Genomic DNA, 13,655 nt, shown 5'->3' on the forward strand with positions numbered 1-13,655 from the left:
ACCCATTTCATAATAAAAAGGCGGAAGATTAACTTCCGCCTTTTTATTATTATCGCTCTAGAGGTTTGGAATCATCAGGAGCGGCAAAAGGATTTTCTTTATTGATATGGTCATAGAACATAACGCCATTTAAATGGTCAATCTCGTGCTGAAATACGATTGCTGGTAAACCTTTTAAACGTAATTTTACTTCTTCTCCGTTAATAGAAGTTGCTTTTACTGTAATTCTTGTATAACGAGGAACATAACCAGGTACTTCGCGGTCTACAGATAGACAGCCTTCACCACCCTGTAAATATGTACGTTCAACAGAATGGCTAATGATTTTTGGATTGAATAATGCATGGCTATATAATGTACCATCCGCATCGGTTACATGAACTGCAATCATTTTTTTTGAAACACCGATTTGCGGAGCCGCTAATCCGATTCCAGGGCGTAAACTATATTTTTCAGCCATTTCAGGATCTTGGCTATTTATTACGAATTCAATCATTTCTTTTAAGGTAGTTGTATCTTCTTCGCTTGCCGGTAAGGACACCTCTTCTGCAACGTTGCGCAAAATAGGATCTCCTTCGCGAATAACATCTTTCATTGTAAGCATATGTAATCTCTCCTTTCCTCTTTAGTCTACCAAAGGAGATGGAAAAAGTCATCGGCAAGAAAGGGAAGGCATTTTGGAAATCGTTCTATTATAGAGTAGTTATGTATGTGATAAACAGAAAAAGACGGCAAAGCCGTCTTTTTCTTTCCATAGTTGTTTCGTTTTACAATTAGCGAATGCAAGCAGCACCAACGATAATTAAAAGAATAAACAACACAACGATTAAGGCGAAGCCGCGTCCAGACCCGCCACAAGAACCGCCATAACCGTAGGAAGGATATGAACAAGTTGGATAGCAATATGAGTATCCGTACATGAGATGACCTCCTTTATCATTTCCCGCTAATACTGCGGTTACTATAATGTATGGAAGAGAGGGTAGAAATGTATAGGTATTTACCTAAAAAAGGAAGAGTAGTTTGTATATTTTTGTTACGAAGAGAGAAAAACTAAAGAGAATTAAATCGTTTACATATTATTCTAAGAGAAAAAATAAGTGAAAAAGGGAATAATATAACAGTAGGTCAATGCTTACTAATACAGATGTAAAAAATAAAAACACGTTTGTGTAGTAGAAACCTGCATATTATTTATAAAAAAACGTATTCAAAGTAATTGACATCGTAATTAGAATAGTTGTAAACTAAAAAACGTGATCAAGATTGTATTAATATGTTTCTGAAAAAACATTAGTACAGATTGTTAGGTACACAAAATTATTCTCAACCGACATACAAACATGTTGGTTTACATCGTTGCGCTTTTTAAACTGGAAAATAGCCAGTGAAAGCGTTTCAGAATATGGTTCAAGAGAGGAAGAGGTGAACGGAATGGGTACTAAAACAAAAAAGACCCTATTTAATGTTGATGAGCAAATGAAAGCTATCGCAGCTCAATTTGAAACATTACAAATTTTAAATGAAAACGGTGAAGTTGTGAATGAAGCAGCTATGCCTGAATTATCTGATGATCAATTAAAAGAATTAATGCGTCGTATGGTGTATACTCGCGTATTAGATCAACGTTCTATTTCTTTAAACCGTCAAGGACGTTTAGGTTTCTACGCACCTACAGCTGGACAAGAAGCTTCTCAATTAGCAAGTCATTTCGCACTTGAAGCAGAAGACTTCATCTTACCAGGATACCGTGATGTACCACAATTAGTATGGCACGGATTACCATTATACCAAGCATTCTTATTCTCTCGTGGACACTTCATGGGTAACCAAATGCCTGAGAATGTAAATGCATTAGCTCCACAGATCATTATCGGTGCGCAAATCATCCAAACTGCTGGTGTTGCGTTAGGTATGAAACTACGTGGTAAAAAATCTGTTGCAATTACTTACACTGGTGACGGTGGTGCTTCACAAGGTGACTTCTACGAAGGTATGAACTTTGCAGGTGCATTCAAAGCTCCAGCAATCTTCGTTGTTCAAAACAACCGTTATGCAATCTCTACTCCAGTAGAAAAGCAATCTGCAGCTAAAACTGTAGCACAAAAAGCAGTAGCAGCAGGTATTTACGGAATTCAAGTAGACGGTATGGATCCATTAGCTGTATACGCAGCAACTGCTTTCGCTCGTGAGCGCGCAGTAAATGGCGAAGGCCCTACTTTAATCGAGACTTTAACATTCCGTTACGGTCCACATACAATGGCTGGTGATGACCCAACTCGTTACCGTACAAAAGATATCGAAAACGAATGGGAACAAAAAGACCCAATCGTACGCTTCCGTAAGTTCTTAGAAGCTAAAGGCCTATGGTCTCAAGAAGTTGAAGAGACAGTAATCGAAGAAGCAAAAGAAGATATCAAACAAGCAATTGCTAAGGCTGACCAAGCTCCAAAACAAAAAGTAACTGATTTAATGGAAATCATGTACGAAAAAATGCCTTACAACTTAGCTGAACAATATGAAATCTACAAAGAAAAGGAGTCGAAGTAAGCCATGGCTCAAATGACAATGATTCAAGCAATCACTGATGCTTTACGCGTTGAAATGAAAAATGACCCTAACGTACTTGTATTTGGTGAAGACGTTGGTGTAAACGGCGGTGTATTCCGTGCTACTGAAGGTTTACAAGCTGAATTTGGTGAAGATCGTGTAATGGATACTCCACTTGCAGAGTCTGGTATTGGTGGACTTGCAGTTGGTCTTGCACTTGAAGGATTCCGTCCAGTTCCAGAAATCCAATTCTTCGGTTTCGTTTATGAAGTAATGGATTCAATTTCTGGTCAATTAGCTCGTATGCGTTACCGTTCTGGTGGACGTTGGACTGCTCCAGTAACAGTTCGTTCTCCATTCGGTGGTGGTGTTCATACTCCTGAACTTCATGCTGATAGCTTAGAAGGATTAGTGGCTCAACAACCTGGTCTAAAAGTTGTTATTCCATCTACTCCATACGATGCTAAAGGTCTTTTAATCTCTGCGATTCGTGACAACGATCCAGTTATCTACTTAGAGCATATGAAATTGTACCGTTCATTCCGTCAAGAGGTACCAGAAGGTGATTACACAATTGATTTAGGTAAAGCTGATATCAAACGTGAAGGTACAGATGTATCTGTTATCGCTTACGGTGCTATGGTTCACGCTGCATTAAAAGCTGCTGAAGAACTTGAAAAAGAAGGTATCTCTTTAGAGGTTGTTGACTTACGTACAGTTCAACCATTAGATATCGAAACAATCATCGCTTCTGTTGAAAAAACAGGTCGCGTAGTTGTAGTTCAAGAAGCTCAAAAACAAGCTGGTATTGCAGCTAACGTTGTAGCGGAAATTAACGACCGTGCAATCTTAAACTTAGAAGCTCCAGTTGTACGTGTTGCAGCTGCTGATACAGTATTCCCATTCTCTCAAGCAGAGAGCGTATGGTTACCAAACCACAAAGATATTGTTGAAGCTGTAAACAAAGTAATGAACTTCTAATTTTTAGCTTTTCATGTGCAAAAGAAATCAGCACATGCTGGTTTCTTTTGTACATATTCCATAATAATGAAATGAATCAGGGGGCTGAATTCCGTGGCATTTGAATTTAAACTACCAGATATCGGTGAAGGTATCCACGAAGGTGAAATCGTAAAATGGTTTATTAAACCAGGCGATGAAGTAAACGAAGACGATGTACTTCTTGAAGTACAAAATGATAAAGCAGTAGTAGAAATCCCTTCTCCTGTTAAAGGTAAAGTACTTGAAGTACTTGTAGAAGAAGGAACAGTTGCAATCGTAGGAGATACATTAATTAAATTTGATGCTCCTGGATACGAAAACCTTAAATTTAAAGGTGACGATCATGATGAAGCTCCAAAAGCTGAAGAAGCAGCAGTAGAAGCTCCAGCAGCGGAAGCTACTCCAGCAGCAACTGCAGAAGTAGTAAATGAGCGCGTAATCGCTATGCCATCTGTTCGTAAATACGCTCGTGAAAAAGGTGTAGACATTCATAAAGTAGCTGGTACTGGTAAGAATGGCCGTATCGTAAAAGCTGACATCGATGCATTTGCAAATGGTGGACAAACTGTAGCAGCAACTGAGGCTCCAGCAGCAGTAGAAGCTACTCCAGCAGCAGCGAAAGAAGAAGCACCAAAAGCACAACCAATCCCAGCTGGTGAATATCCAGAAACTCGTGAGAAAATGAGTGGTATCCGTAAAGCGATTGCGAAAGCAATGGTTAACTCTAAACACACAGCTCCTCACGTAACATTAATGGACGAAGTAGATGTAACAGAACTTGTTGCTCACCGTAAGAAGTTCAAAGCAGTAGCAGCTGACAAAGGTATTAAATTAACTTACCTTCCGTACGTTGTTAAAGCTTTAACATCTGCATTACGTGAATACCCAATGTTAAACACTTCTTTAGACGATGCATCTCAAGAAGTAGTTCATAAACATTACTTCAATATCGGTATCGCAGCTGATACAGACAAAGGTCTATTAGTACCAGTTGTTAAAGATACAGATCGTAAGTCTATCTTCACAATCTCTAACGAGATCAATGATCTTGCTGGTAAAGCACGTGAAGGTCGTCTAGCTCCAGCTGAAATGAAAGGTGCTTCTTGCACAATTACAAACATTGGTTCTGCAGGTGGACAATGGTTCACTCCAGTTATCAACCACCCAGAAGTAGCAATCCTTGGTATCGGCCGTATCGCTGAAAAACCAGTTGTGAAAAACGGTGAGATCGTTGCAGCTCCAGTATTAGCATTATCTCTAAGCTTTGACCATCGTTTAATTGACGGTGCAACTGCTCAAAAAGCGTTAAACCAAATTAAACGTCTATTGAATGACCCACAATTATTAGTAATGGAGGCGTAATAACAATGGTAGTAGGAGATTTCCCAATTGAATTAGATACAGTCGTTGTTGGTGCAGGTCCTGGTGGATACGTTGCGGCAATTCGTGCAGCACAATTAGGTCAAAAGGTAGCAATCATTGAAAAAGCTAACCTTGGTGGCGTATGCTTAAACGTTGGATGTATTCCTTCAAAAGCGTTAATCAATGCAGGTCATCGTTATGAGAATGCAATGCATTCTGATGACATGGGTATTACTGCAGAAAACGTAAAAGTTGACTTTACAAAAGTTCAAGAATGGAAAAACGGCGTAGTTAAGAAATTAACTGGCGGTGTTGAAGGCCTTCTTAAAGGTAACAAAGTTGAAATCATTCGCGGTGAAGCTTACTTCGTAGATGCTAATACATTACGCGTTATGACTGAAGATGCAGCTCAAACTTATACGTTTAAAAATGCTGTTCTTGCAACTGGTTCTACACCAATCGAAATTCCAGGATTCAAATACTCTAAACGTGTTATCAACTCTACAGGTGCTTTAAGCTTACCTGAAATTCCTAAAAAACTTGTTGTAATCGGCGGCGGTTACATCGGTATGGAATTAGGTACTGCATATGCTAACTTCGGTACAGAAGTTACTGTAGTAGAAGCTGGCGACGAAATCTTAGCTGGTTTCGAAAAAGCTATGAGCTCTGTTGTTAAACGTGCTCTACAGAAAAAAGGTAACGTAAATATCCATACAAAAGCTATGGCTAAAGGCGTTGAAGAAACAGAAACTGGCGTAAAAGTTAGCTTTGAAGTTAAAGGTGAAATCCAAACTGTAGAAGCAGATTACGTATTAGTAACTGTAGGTCGTCGTCCAAACACTCAAGAAATCGGTCTTGAGCAAGTTGGAGTTAAAATGACTGACCGCGGCATCATCGAAATCGATGAGCAATGTCGTACAAATGTACCAAACATCTATGCAATCGGTGATATCGTTCCTGGACCACCATTAGCTCACAAAGCTTCTTACGAAGGTAAAGTAGCTGTAGAAGCAATTAGTGGCCATGCATCAGCTATCGATTACATCGGAATTCCTGCAGTATGCTTCACTGATCCAGAATTAGCATCTGTTGGTTACACTAAAAAACAAGCTGAAGAAGCTGGAATGACTGTAACTGTATCTAAGTTCCCATTCGCTGCTAACGGTCGTGCATTATCATTAAACAGCACTGACGGTTTCTTACAACTTGTAACACGTAAAGAAGATGGTCTTCTTGTAGGTGCTCAAGTTGCAGGTGCAGGTGCTTCTGATATTATCTCTGAGATTGGTTTAGCTATCGAAGCTGGAATGACAGCTGAAGATATCGCTCAAACAATCCATGCTCACCCAACATTAGGTGAAATCACAATGGAAGCAGCTGAAGTTGCTCTTGGAATGCCAATTCACATTGTAAAATAATTTAAGTAATGTAAATAGCCCTTCTCTTATTGTAAGAGAGGGGCTATTTTTATTTTCATCAAATGACTTGCAAGGTCTTTAAACGTACTTGTCGAATGAATATATAATACTTTAACAAATGATTCCGGCTTAACTTACTTCAAAGGTAATATATATCATCCTATAATATGTAATTGATTCAAACGTAACCCCATATATTAATAAAATAGAGCATGTCAAAGGAGAAGGTTCCATGAAAATATTACATGTTATATTTTATCATTTACTACTATGGAGTGGCTTTTCCACTGTATTAACATTATCGAATGGTGATAAGTTTCATTATAAAGTTATTCTTTTTTTCGTATTTCTATATTTAGCCTATGTAATAGCATATTTTGTATTGCACGTAAGAAAGCAAGCTTTATTTCTTACATGTTCGAATTGTATATTATTTTTAATCATATTATCTATTTTTTAAATTAACGTTTATAAAAATACATTGTTCTTCCATTAAATAATTGTAACTCTCCTTCTAATTTCTTCGCTAAAAAACGGCAAAATTCATTTGCTTTCCCTTTGTCACCAAATGTTGCATTAGGTGGTAAAGAAACTTGGATGAAAGATTGTTCATTTTCTATACCAACACCAATATAAATTGAGTCATACCGGTCGTGATTGGATTGAAGTTTTAATGTTGTTGTAGATGTATCTAAAATTTCATAAGGAAAAGCGGTATTTGTATACGTGTAATTAATTTGGGCACCAGTTTTAGAAGTAACTGTTTTATAATAATGAAAAAGTTGTTTTATATCATCTATTGAAACTGATTGTTGGTTGGATTTCGGTACAAGCGTAATAAAGGCGTGTTGCATATAAGTTCCCCCTAACTTAGTAGAATACTATCATTCTACATCCTACTGAATTTTTTGACAATTAAAAGGAGTATTACATGTTTTGTTTAATATACTATTAATGAAACGTGATGTAGAAAGGTGGAAACCAATGTTTGAAAAATTGTATGATGAGCATGAAAGTGTGAAGGTACGATTTTTAGGGTTTATGACACATGATACACGTTATGATTTTGGTGTTATTTATACAAATATGTTTTTTGGAAAGCCGCTCATTGTTTGTATGCAAACAGGAAGGTCTACTTTACTCGGACGAGATGATGTAGAGAATGTTCAATATATACAGGAGATTTTTAAATTAGGATCAGAAGAGGAAGCAAAGGAGTTAGCTCAGTTTTTCAAATTTCTAGTTCCGTCAACTTCTTTACATGCGGAATATGAAGAATAATTAATGTGAAACAGTCGTACTTATAAATATGGCTGTTTTTTCATTTGAATATCGCATACTAATTTAAATTGAAAATATTTAATGTGTTATACTAAAAACCTATTGACGTAAAAAGTATAACATATTAAAATAAAGACAGAAAGTTAAGCGGTTACAAAAGGTTTTTGGGATTATAAACTTAGGGGGAAATGAAAAATGGGAACAATCGTATGTCAAGATTGTGAAGGTACAATTGCACACTTCGAAGATGAGAAAGTAACGGTACTTTACGGGAAATGTGGATCTTGCGGATGTGATCACACAGAGCATACAAAAGCCCAATAATTGATAGGAAATGGACAGCTAAAAGTTTTTAGGACCATAAACTTAGGGGGAAATGAAAAATGGGAACAATCGTATGCCAAGTATGTGAAGGAACAATCGGACATTTTGAAGATGAGAAAACGACGGTACTTTACGGAAAATGCGGAACAAATTGTGACTGTGCTAGAAAAGATAATGCGAAAGCTTAATGATAAATAAATAGATTACTATTGAAACTCAGGGGGAAATGAAAATGGGAACAATCGTATGCCAAGTATGTGAAGGAACAATTGGACATTTTGAAGATGAAAAATCAACAGTACTATACGGGAAATGTGGATCTCATTGCGAATGTGACCATAAAGAACATACAAAAGCTTAATAATAAGAAAAAGCGCCTACATGTGTAGGCGCTTTTTTAATAAATTGTAGTTGTATGACCAACTGTTGCAACGATTGCATCATCCCTAATCGGAATAAAGCTTATGGAGGTCTGTGGTGTACTAGAAGAAGCGTATTGGCTCATTATACGACTATCGATACGGGTAATAGTATCGGTCAAGAAAGCTGAAATAAAAGCGTAAGGGACTCGTCGTTCATTTAATGAATAAATAATTTCTTCTTTTGTTTTTACACCTACGCCATGCCCGTAAAAAAAGAAATTTCCTAAATAGATTGTATTTTCTCCTTGCCATTCAATCGTAGCTGGATTTACTTGTGGGTTTTTAAAGTAAACGAGGTCACCTGGAACAAGATCGCCACCGTTTTTTGTTATGAGCCTTAGATCTTGGTCGTAGTCCCATGTATAAAGTAAAAGGTTTGCAAATAGACGATTGAAAGTTTCTTCCTCATACAATGATAGTAAAGCTTTATAAAAAATAATGATCATAGCGGTTGCGCATTCAGTTCCATATAGTTTTCCGTTTTTGAAAATATCCTGTATGGCAATAGAAGGTGGTATGTTTGGAAGAAGCTCGAATCCCCCAAGAGACGTTCTTTTCCAATACTGGGGGTTGCAAAAGGATTGTTGAAATGTACGAAACTGAAATCCACTTTGAAAAAGCTCTAGTGCAGAGATAATAATATTAACTCGTAAATTGAGATCAAAGCTGAGTTCATCAGCTGTTCGGAAGGAATAAACTTCTTGATTTCCTGCCATTATTGATAAAATTTGTTGTTTCTCTGCTGCAAATGGCTCATATTCATTTGTAATATAAGGATGTACAATAGAACGGCCTATTACAATCATAATAGTATCCCCACCTATACGTTACATTCTTAAGTATCGTATGAAGAAAAGGAAAAAAGGTGAAAAAAAAGCCTATCAACTGATAGGCTTGTACTCTTTAATAACACGTAATGTTTGTAATGTCATATCTTCAGGACCTTGTACAGGTAAACCTGCTTCTAAGTTTTTACGAATATACTCTAAGTTTTCTTGTGTAATAATTTCCCCCGGAGTAAAGATTGGAATCCCTGGCGGATAAACCATAACAAAATCAGCTATAATACGACCCGCTGCATTTTCAAATGGAATGACTTCTGTTTCCGAATAAAAAGCATCTCGAGGAGAAAGTGCTAACACTGGAATTTCTGGAATCTCTACTTGTACTTGAACACCTTTATCTGCCCTATTTCTAAATGTTGCTGCTAAATCTTGTAATGCTGCAATAAGTGTATTTGTATCACTTTCTGTATCTCCCAAAGTGATAAGACATAGTATGTTGTATAGATCTGAGAGTTCTACTTCAATGTTATATTGCTCTCTAAGCCATACTTCAGCTTGGTGGCCGGTAATACCTAAATCTTTTACAGATACAATTATCTTTGTAGGATCATAGTTAAAGGTAGCATCTGTACCTAACATTTCTTTTCCAGGACAGTAAAGATGCTCAATAGAATTTATAGCATCACGAACATGCTCAGCTAATTGTATTGTTTGTTCTATGAGTGCTGTTCCTTCTGTAGCAAGACGTTTTCTCGCAACATCAAGGGATGCTAACAAGATGTAAGAAGTTGATGTAGTTGTAAGCATGCTAATAATAGATTGGACATGCTTTACATTCACTAAGCCTTCTTTCACATTAAGAATAGAACTTTGAGTTAAAGAGCCTCCTAATTTGTGAACACTTGTTGCTGCCATATCCGCACCAGCTTGCATCGCTGACATAGGTAATTCATCGTGAAAATGAATATGAACACCATGAGCCTCGTCGACTAGTACAGGGATGTCATAAGAATGTGCTAATTGTACAATCTGTTCTAAGTCTGCAGCAAACCCAAAGTACGTTGGGTTAATAACAAGTAAGCCCTTTGCATCTGAGTGCTCTTCAAGTGCTTTTTTGACAGATTGAATTGTGATTCCATGAGAAATACCGAGCTTCGGATCGATTTCAGGATGCATGAAAATCGGTTTTGCACCTGAGAAAATAATAGCTGACATTACTGATTTATGCACGTTTCGTGGTACTAGGATTTTGTCACCAGGACCGCAAACGCTCATCACCATTGTCATAATAGCGCCACTTGTACCTTGAATAGAAAAGAAAGTATGATCTGCACCGAATGCGGCTGCTGCTAAATCTTGTGCTTCTTTAATCATACCTTTTGGATGATGTAAATCATCGAGTGGCGCAATATTAATTAAATCAATTGCTAATGCATTATGCCCAATAAATTCGCGAAATGTAGGATCCATGCCCTGTCCTTTTTTATGACCAGGAATATGGAATTGAATTGGATTTCGCTTACTGTGCTCAACTAAAGCGGTAAACAATGGTGTTTCGTATTGGGACAATCTATACACCCCTTCTTCTTCATAATATTTAGTGTAATTTGTTTTATATAATCCTGCTCTAAAAAAGTGTAGCCCTTTTTAGAATAAGGCTTGTTTTTCTGCCATTCAAAAAATCGTTTTTGAGATGGTAGCTTCACTTTATTTTCTATAAAACAAAAGCATTATATCACCAATAATTATAGATGTATAGAAAAAAATCTTTTTAAGGGGAGTATGTTTAATAGTTAGCCTCAACTAATGAATAGAGGAAGACAATTCCATTAAAATGAATAAATAGTGTATAATGCAGAGTGGCTATAATGAAGAATAAAATATTCTCTTTAAGATAGCATAATGAAACAAGAAGAAATGATAAATGAGGTGCGAAATGGAATATCAATATCCGTTAGATTATGATTGGTCAAATGAGGAAATGGTTACAATGGTGAAGTTTTATGAAGCGATTGAGAAAGCCTATGAAAAAGGAATTATAAGAGAAGAGTTAATGGGTTTATATCGTCGTTTTAAAGAGATTGTTCCATCGAAAGCAGAAGAAAAGAAAATTGATAAAGAATTTCAAGAAGTAAGTGGATACTCTATATATCGTGCTATTCAAAGGGCAAAAGAAGTCGAAGAACAAAAGCTTGTAAAAATGTAAAAAATATTTTGAAAAATAAAAACTGAAGTGATATAATGTGATAACAACTAAAAACGGACAATATAAATTGTCCGTTTTCTACTATCGATTACAAAGTGCATATAAAGGAAGGAGTGATTGCATCGTAGATTCAATCTTAGCAAGGAATTGTTCGTTGGTCATTGCTGAAAACTCCTCTGGTGATATATGAATACCAACTAATAATTCTGCTTTTTTTACAGTAGCTAATCGTTCAATCATCTTTTGTAAGTCTTCTGTTTCAAGTGTTTTATGTAATTTCACACTTGGTTTAGTATGGTCAATGGACCAAACGAAGTCATTTGGAATATTTGTTTTTAAATCATTTAAATGTTCTAAGAAGGCATGAGCCGTCTCAACTTTTTGTGGACACTCATAGATTAAACCAAAGTATATGAAGGCATGAGTACCCCATAAGCCGATTTGGAAATGCGGTAGCATTTTATATCCTCGTTTATTTGTTGAAAAAGCAACCCAAGTATCGTTTGGTGGATTGACTTTGCGGCGTGCGTGTTTTGCAACATGATAAAAAAAGTTCTCATCAGTTTGTTTGGATAAGTATTCTGCAAATTGTTCCCCTAAAGCTTCTAGCTTAGGATGAATGTTCGTTTTAATTGCACTCATTCGTTCTTCGAGACCATCAACTGTAAAGACATCAAAATCAGTTGACTTGAATGTTTGTATTGTCATGATTGTTCCTCCAACTCCTATTTTGCTTTTATTTTAGCATAGCTTGTACTATTCATAAAAAAAACAGCACAAAAAAATTTAAATAAAAAAATATAATTTTGTTGCATAGATGATTTATCCAACATAGTATAGTATAAAACAAAAAATCAGAAAATTTAATTAATTCTAGTCCGAGGGCAGACGAATATTGGGAGGAGGCAAATAATATGAGACAGGTGATTAATGCGTTAAAGAGAACAGATGCTGAAAAGAGAATACCGGTGCTACGTTTGGAGCTAGATTATGAATTAGCAACTTTATATGATGCGATGATGGAAGATGATAACCAGAAAAAAGAAGAGTGTGTACAAAAGTTAGAAGTGTTAAGACTTGAAATGATTCGTTTAGAAGCGTAATAATAGTATATGTATAAAAAATTAGTTGGTGCGAACCTTATAAAGGGTTCGTTTTTTCTGTGAACAGTATAGATCGGAGTGTTTAAACATGCAAGAAGTATGGAAAGACATCGATGCACACGCCAAACGGTGGATTCGGGATGCAGGAGAGCATTTAATGGCATCAATGAAAAAAGCACTTATTATAGAAACAAAATCAAATGCAGCTGACTTAGTTACAAATATGGACCGAGAGATAGAACAGTTTTTAATTGGGAAAATTAAAGAAACATTCCCGAATCATAATATTTTAGGAGAAGAGGGTTATGGAGACGAGATAACGTCTTCTGACGGGGTTGTTTGGTTAATTGATCCAATTGACGGCACGATGAACTTTGTTCATCAAAAAAGAAATTTTGCGATTTCAATTGGGATTTATGAGAACGGTATCGGAAAGATTGGACTTATATATGATCCAGTGCATGATGAACTATATCATGCAGTCAAGGGATCTGGAGCTTTTTGTAATGATATATCAATTCCTCCATTGGAAAAAGGAACTGTAGAGCAAGGTATTGTAGCTTTAAATGCGATATGGCTTACAGATAATCCATTGCTTAATATGGAAAGTATGATGGCACTTGTTAAGAAAGCAAGGGGCACAAGGTCATATGGCTGTGCAGCGTTAGAGATGGTATACGTTGCAACAGGAAGAATAGATGCATATGTAACGCCGAGATTATCACCTTGGGATTTTGGCGGAGGGCAGATAATTGTAGAAGAAGTTGGAGGTAAGGTGACGACATTCTCTGGAGCGCCACTTTCTATCATAGAGAAGAGCAGTGTGTTAGTTGCAAAACCAGGAGTGTATGAAGAAGTGTTATCGTTTATATGAGAGCAACAAAAAAAGTAAGAGGCTGTGTATAAGCTTCTTACTTTTTAGCGTTATTGTGATTTGCGCATTTTTCTTTTTGTTACAAAACCGTATCCAACTGTAACAAATGTGCCGATAATGCAAATAATAATACCGATTGGACTATTTTCAGCAATCATAATGCCGATACCGATTAAGAAAATAACACCGATAATTGCAGTTAATAAAAAGCGATATTGAATGTGTTCCATTTCTTCACCCTCCAATCTCATTTTACTTTCACAAAAGTAAGAATACAACTATATTTTCATTCTTGCTTTTATTTTAATTGCTATTGTATCCCCTTCGC

The 13,655-nt window shown here is 36.5% G+C and carries 19 protein-coding genes; 12 read left to right on the top strand and 7 right to left on the bottom strand.

Going from position 1 to position 13,655, the window contains the following annotated elements; all coding sequences use genetic code 11:
• Positions 1 to 49: 49 nt before the first annotated feature.
• Together def and ACTFP3_RS14405 are read right to left on the bottom strand one after the other, a co-directional pair.
• Positions 50 to 604 (bottom strand): peptide deformylase, encoded by a 555-nt coding sequence (gene def, locus ACTFP3_RS14400; protein ID WP_000957048.1) that lies wholly within the window; start codon positions 602 to 604, stop codon positions 50 to 52.
• A 169-nt stretch (positions 605 to 773) separates the two neighbouring features.
• Positions 774 to 920 (bottom strand): YjcZ family sporulation protein, encoded by a 147-nt coding sequence (locus ACTFP3_RS14405; RefSeq protein WP_000274562.1) that lies wholly within the window; start codon positions 918 to 920, stop codon positions 774 to 776.
• Positions 921 to 1,434: 514 nt separating this feature from the next.
• On the opposite strand from ACTFP3_RS14405, the gene pdhA reads away from it, so the two are divergent.
• From pdhA to ACTFP3_RS14430, 5 genes are all read left to right on the top strand, one after another.
• Complete coding sequence (gene pdhA / locus ACTFP3_RS14410; RefSeq protein WP_000536895.1) at positions 1,435 to 2,550, top strand: pyruvate dehydrogenase E1 component subunit alpha; 1,116 nt, start codon at positions 1,435 to 1,437, stop codon at positions 2,548 to 2,550.
• A gap of 3 nt (positions 2,551 to 2,553) precedes the next feature.
• A complete protein-coding gene (gene pdhB, locus ACTFP3_RS14415) occupies positions 2,554 to 3,531 on the top strand; it encodes a pyruvate dehydrogenase complex E1 component subunit beta (protein ID WP_000068168.1) in 978 nt (325 codons plus the stop codon).
• A 93-nt stretch (positions 3,532 to 3,624) separates the two neighbouring features.
• Positions 3,625 to 4,914, top strand: coding sequence for a pyruvate dehydrogenase complex dihydrolipoyllysine-residue acetyltransferase (gene pdhC / locus ACTFP3_RS14420; RefSeq protein ID WP_000863419.1), 1,290 nt, complete (start codon positions 3,625 to 3,627; stop codon positions 4,912 to 4,914).
• A 5-nt stretch (positions 4,915 to 4,919) separates the two neighbouring features.
• Positions 4,920 to 6,332 carry a dihydrolipoyl dehydrogenase gene (lpdA, locus tag ACTFP3_RS14425; RefSeq protein WP_000260104.1) on the top strand — a complete coding sequence of 471 codons (1,413 nt, stop codon included), beginning with the start codon at positions 4,920 to 4,922 and terminating at the stop codon, positions 6,330 to 6,332.
• A gap of 232 nt (positions 6,333 to 6,564) precedes the next feature.
• Positions 6,565 to 6,792 carry a hypothetical protein gene (locus ACTFP3_RS14430; protein ID WP_000697469.1) on the top strand — a complete coding sequence of 76 codons (228 nt, stop codon included), beginning with the start codon at positions 6,565 to 6,567 and terminating at the stop codon, positions 6,790 to 6,792.
• A gap of 1 nt (position 6,793) precedes the next feature.
• Here the strand turns inward: ACTFP3_RS14430 and ACTFP3_RS14435 are convergent, their stop codons facing one another.
• Positions 6,794 to 7,186 (bottom strand): DUF1885 family protein, encoded by a 393-nt coding sequence (locus ACTFP3_RS14435; protein ID WP_001163299.1) that lies wholly within the window; start codon positions 7,184 to 7,186, stop codon positions 6,794 to 6,796.
• A gap of 130 nt (positions 7,187 to 7,316) precedes the next feature.
• On the opposite strand from ACTFP3_RS14435, the gene ACTFP3_RS14440 reads away from it, so the two are divergent.
• From ACTFP3_RS14440 to ACTFP3_RS14455, 4 genes are all read left to right on the top strand, one after another.
• Positions 7,317 to 7,613, top strand: coding sequence for a DUF3055 domain-containing protein (locus ACTFP3_RS14440; RefSeq protein ID WP_000462038.1), 297 nt, complete (start codon positions 7,317 to 7,319; stop codon positions 7,611 to 7,613).
• A 195-nt stretch (positions 7,614 to 7,808) separates the two neighbouring features.
• Complete coding sequence (locus ACTFP3_RS14445; RefSeq protein WP_000536778.1) at positions 7,809 to 7,937, top strand: GapA-binding peptide SR1P; 129 nt, start codon at positions 7,809 to 7,811, stop codon at positions 7,935 to 7,937.
• Positions 7,938 to 7,996: 59 nt separating this feature from the next.
• Positions 7,997 to 8,125 (top strand): GapA-binding peptide SR1P, encoded by a 129-nt coding sequence (locus ACTFP3_RS14450; RefSeq protein ID WP_000536803.1) that lies wholly within the window; start codon positions 7,997 to 7,999, stop codon positions 8,123 to 8,125.
• Positions 8,126 to 8,169: 44 nt separating this feature from the next.
• Positions 8,170 to 8,298: a GapA-binding peptide SR1P gene (locus ACTFP3_RS14455; protein ID WP_000536796.1), complete on the top strand. Its 129-nt coding sequence runs from the start codon at positions 8,170 to 8,172 to the stop codon at positions 8,296 to 8,298.
• Between the two features lie 36 nt (positions 8,299 to 8,334).
• Here the strand turns inward: ACTFP3_RS14455 and ACTFP3_RS14460 are convergent, their stop codons facing one another.
• Positions 8,335 to 9,165, bottom strand: a complete 831-nt coding sequence (locus ACTFP3_RS14460) for a protein-glutamine gamma-glutamyltransferase (protein WP_000635337.1) — start codon at positions 9,163 to 9,165, stop codon at positions 8,335 to 8,337.
• Between the two features lie 75 nt (positions 9,166 to 9,240).
• The gene (gene speA / locus ACTFP3_RS14465) at positions 9,241 to 10,713 is read right to left on the bottom strand and encodes an arginine decarboxylase (RefSeq protein ID WP_000084899.1); all 1,473 of its coding nucleotides are present in this window, start codon (positions 10,711 to 10,713) and stop codon (positions 9,241 to 9,243) included.
• A gap of 367 nt (positions 10,714 to 11,080) precedes the next feature.
• On the opposite strand from speA, the gene ACTFP3_RS14470 reads away from it, so the two are divergent.
• A complete protein-coding gene (locus ACTFP3_RS14470) occupies positions 11,081 to 11,350 on the top strand; it encodes a UPF0223 family protein (RefSeq protein WP_000456562.1) in 270 nt (89 codons plus the stop codon).
• Positions 11,351 to 11,431: 81 nt separating this feature from the next.
• Here the strand turns inward: ACTFP3_RS14470 and ACTFP3_RS14475 are convergent, their stop codons facing one another.
• A complete protein-coding gene (locus tag ACTFP3_RS14475; protein ID WP_000155317.1) occupies positions 11,432 to 12,058 on the bottom strand; it encodes a YktB family protein in 627 nt (208 codons plus the stop codon).
• Between the two features lie 206 nt (positions 12,059 to 12,264).
• Between ACTFP3_RS14475 and ACTFP3_RS14480 the strand changes: the two genes are divergently transcribed.
• Together ACTFP3_RS14480 and ACTFP3_RS14485 are read left to right on the top strand one after the other, a co-directional pair.
• Complete coding sequence (locus ACTFP3_RS14480; protein ID WP_001250165.1) at positions 12,265 to 12,453, top strand: hypothetical protein; 189 nt, start codon at positions 12,265 to 12,267, stop codon at positions 12,451 to 12,453.
• Between the two features lie 88 nt (positions 12,454 to 12,541).
• Positions 12,542 to 13,327 carry an inositol monophosphatase family protein gene (locus ACTFP3_RS14485; RefSeq protein ID WP_001158701.1) on the top strand — a complete coding sequence of 262 codons (786 nt, stop codon included), beginning with the start codon at positions 12,542 to 12,544 and terminating at the stop codon, positions 13,325 to 13,327.
• A gap of 50 nt (positions 13,328 to 13,377) precedes the next feature.
• On the opposite strand, the gene ACTFP3_RS14490 is transcribed toward ACTFP3_RS14485, so the two are convergent.
• On the bottom strand, positions 13,378 to 13,557 hold the full coding sequence (locus ACTFP3_RS14490) for a DUF5325 family protein (protein ID WP_000400127.1): 180 nt from the start codon (positions 13,555 to 13,557) through the stop codon (positions 13,378 to 13,380).
• Positions 13,558 to 13,655: the final 98 nt, after the last annotated feature.

Origin of the sequence: Bacillus cereus group sp. MYBK5-2, assembly GCF_051915685.1 — a bacterium.
Classification (GTDB): Bacteria; Bacillota; Bacilli; order Bacillales; family Bacillaceae_G; genus Bacillus_A; species Bacillus_A cereus.

Excerpts from the sequence above, each read along its gene's own strand:
- def (WP_000957048.1), bottom strand. The coding sequence starts at position 604 with ATGCTTACAATGAAAGATGTTATTCGCGAAGGAGATCCTATTTTGCGC.
- ACTFP3_RS14405 (WP_000274562.1), bottom strand. The coding sequence starts at position 920 with ATGTACGGATACTCATATTGCTATCCAACTTGTTCATATCCTTCCTAC.
- pdhA (WP_000536895.1), top strand. The coding sequence starts at position 1,435 with ATGGGTACTAAAACAAAAAAGACCCTATTTAATGTTGATGAGCAAATG.
- pdhB (WP_000068168.1), top strand. The coding sequence starts at position 2,554 with ATGGCTCAAATGACAATGATTCAAGCAATCACTGATGCTTTACGCGTT.
- lpdA (WP_000260104.1), top strand. The coding sequence starts at position 4,920 with ATGGTAGTAGGAGATTTCCCAATTGAATTAGATACAGTCGTTGTTGGT.
- ACTFP3_RS14430 (WP_000697469.1), top strand. The coding sequence starts at position 6,565 with ATGAAAATATTACATGTTATATTTTATCATTTACTACTATGGAGTGGC.
- ACTFP3_RS14435 (WP_001163299.1), bottom strand. The coding sequence starts at position 7,186 with ATGCAACACGCCTTTATTACGCTTGTACCGAAATCCAACCAACAATCA.
- ACTFP3_RS14440 (WP_000462038.1), top strand. The coding sequence starts at position 7,317 with ATGTTTGAAAAATTGTATGATGAGCATGAAAGTGTGAAGGTACGATTT.
- ACTFP3_RS14445 (WP_000536778.1), top strand. The coding sequence starts at position 7,809 with ATGGGAACAATCGTATGTCAAGATTGTGAAGGTACAATTGCACACTTC.
- ACTFP3_RS14450 (WP_000536803.1), top strand. The coding sequence starts at position 7,997 with ATGGGAACAATCGTATGCCAAGTATGTGAAGGAACAATCGGACATTTT.
- ACTFP3_RS14455 (WP_000536796.1), top strand. The coding sequence starts at position 8,170 with ATGGGAACAATCGTATGCCAAGTATGTGAAGGAACAATTGGACATTTT.
- ACTFP3_RS14460 (WP_000635337.1), bottom strand. The coding sequence starts at position 9,165 with ATGATTGTAATAGGCCGTTCTATTGTACATCCTTATATTACAAATGAA.
- ACTFP3_RS14470 (WP_000456562.1), top strand. The coding sequence starts at position 11,081 with ATGGAATATCAATATCCGTTAGATTATGATTGGTCAAATGAGGAAATG.
- ACTFP3_RS14475 (WP_000155317.1), bottom strand. The coding sequence starts at position 12,058 with ATGACAATACAAACATTCAAGTCAACTGATTTTGATGTCTTTACAGTT.
- ACTFP3_RS14480 (WP_001250165.1), top strand. The coding sequence starts at position 12,265 with ATGAGACAGGTGATTAATGCGTTAAAGAGAACAGATGCTGAAAAGAGA.
- ACTFP3_RS14485 (WP_001158701.1), top strand. The coding sequence starts at position 12,542 with ATGCAAGAAGTATGGAAAGACATCGATGCACACGCCAAACGGTGGATT.
- ACTFP3_RS14490 (WP_000400127.1), bottom strand. The coding sequence starts at position 13,557 with ATGGAACACATTCAATATCGCTTTTTATTAACTGCAATTATCGGTGTT.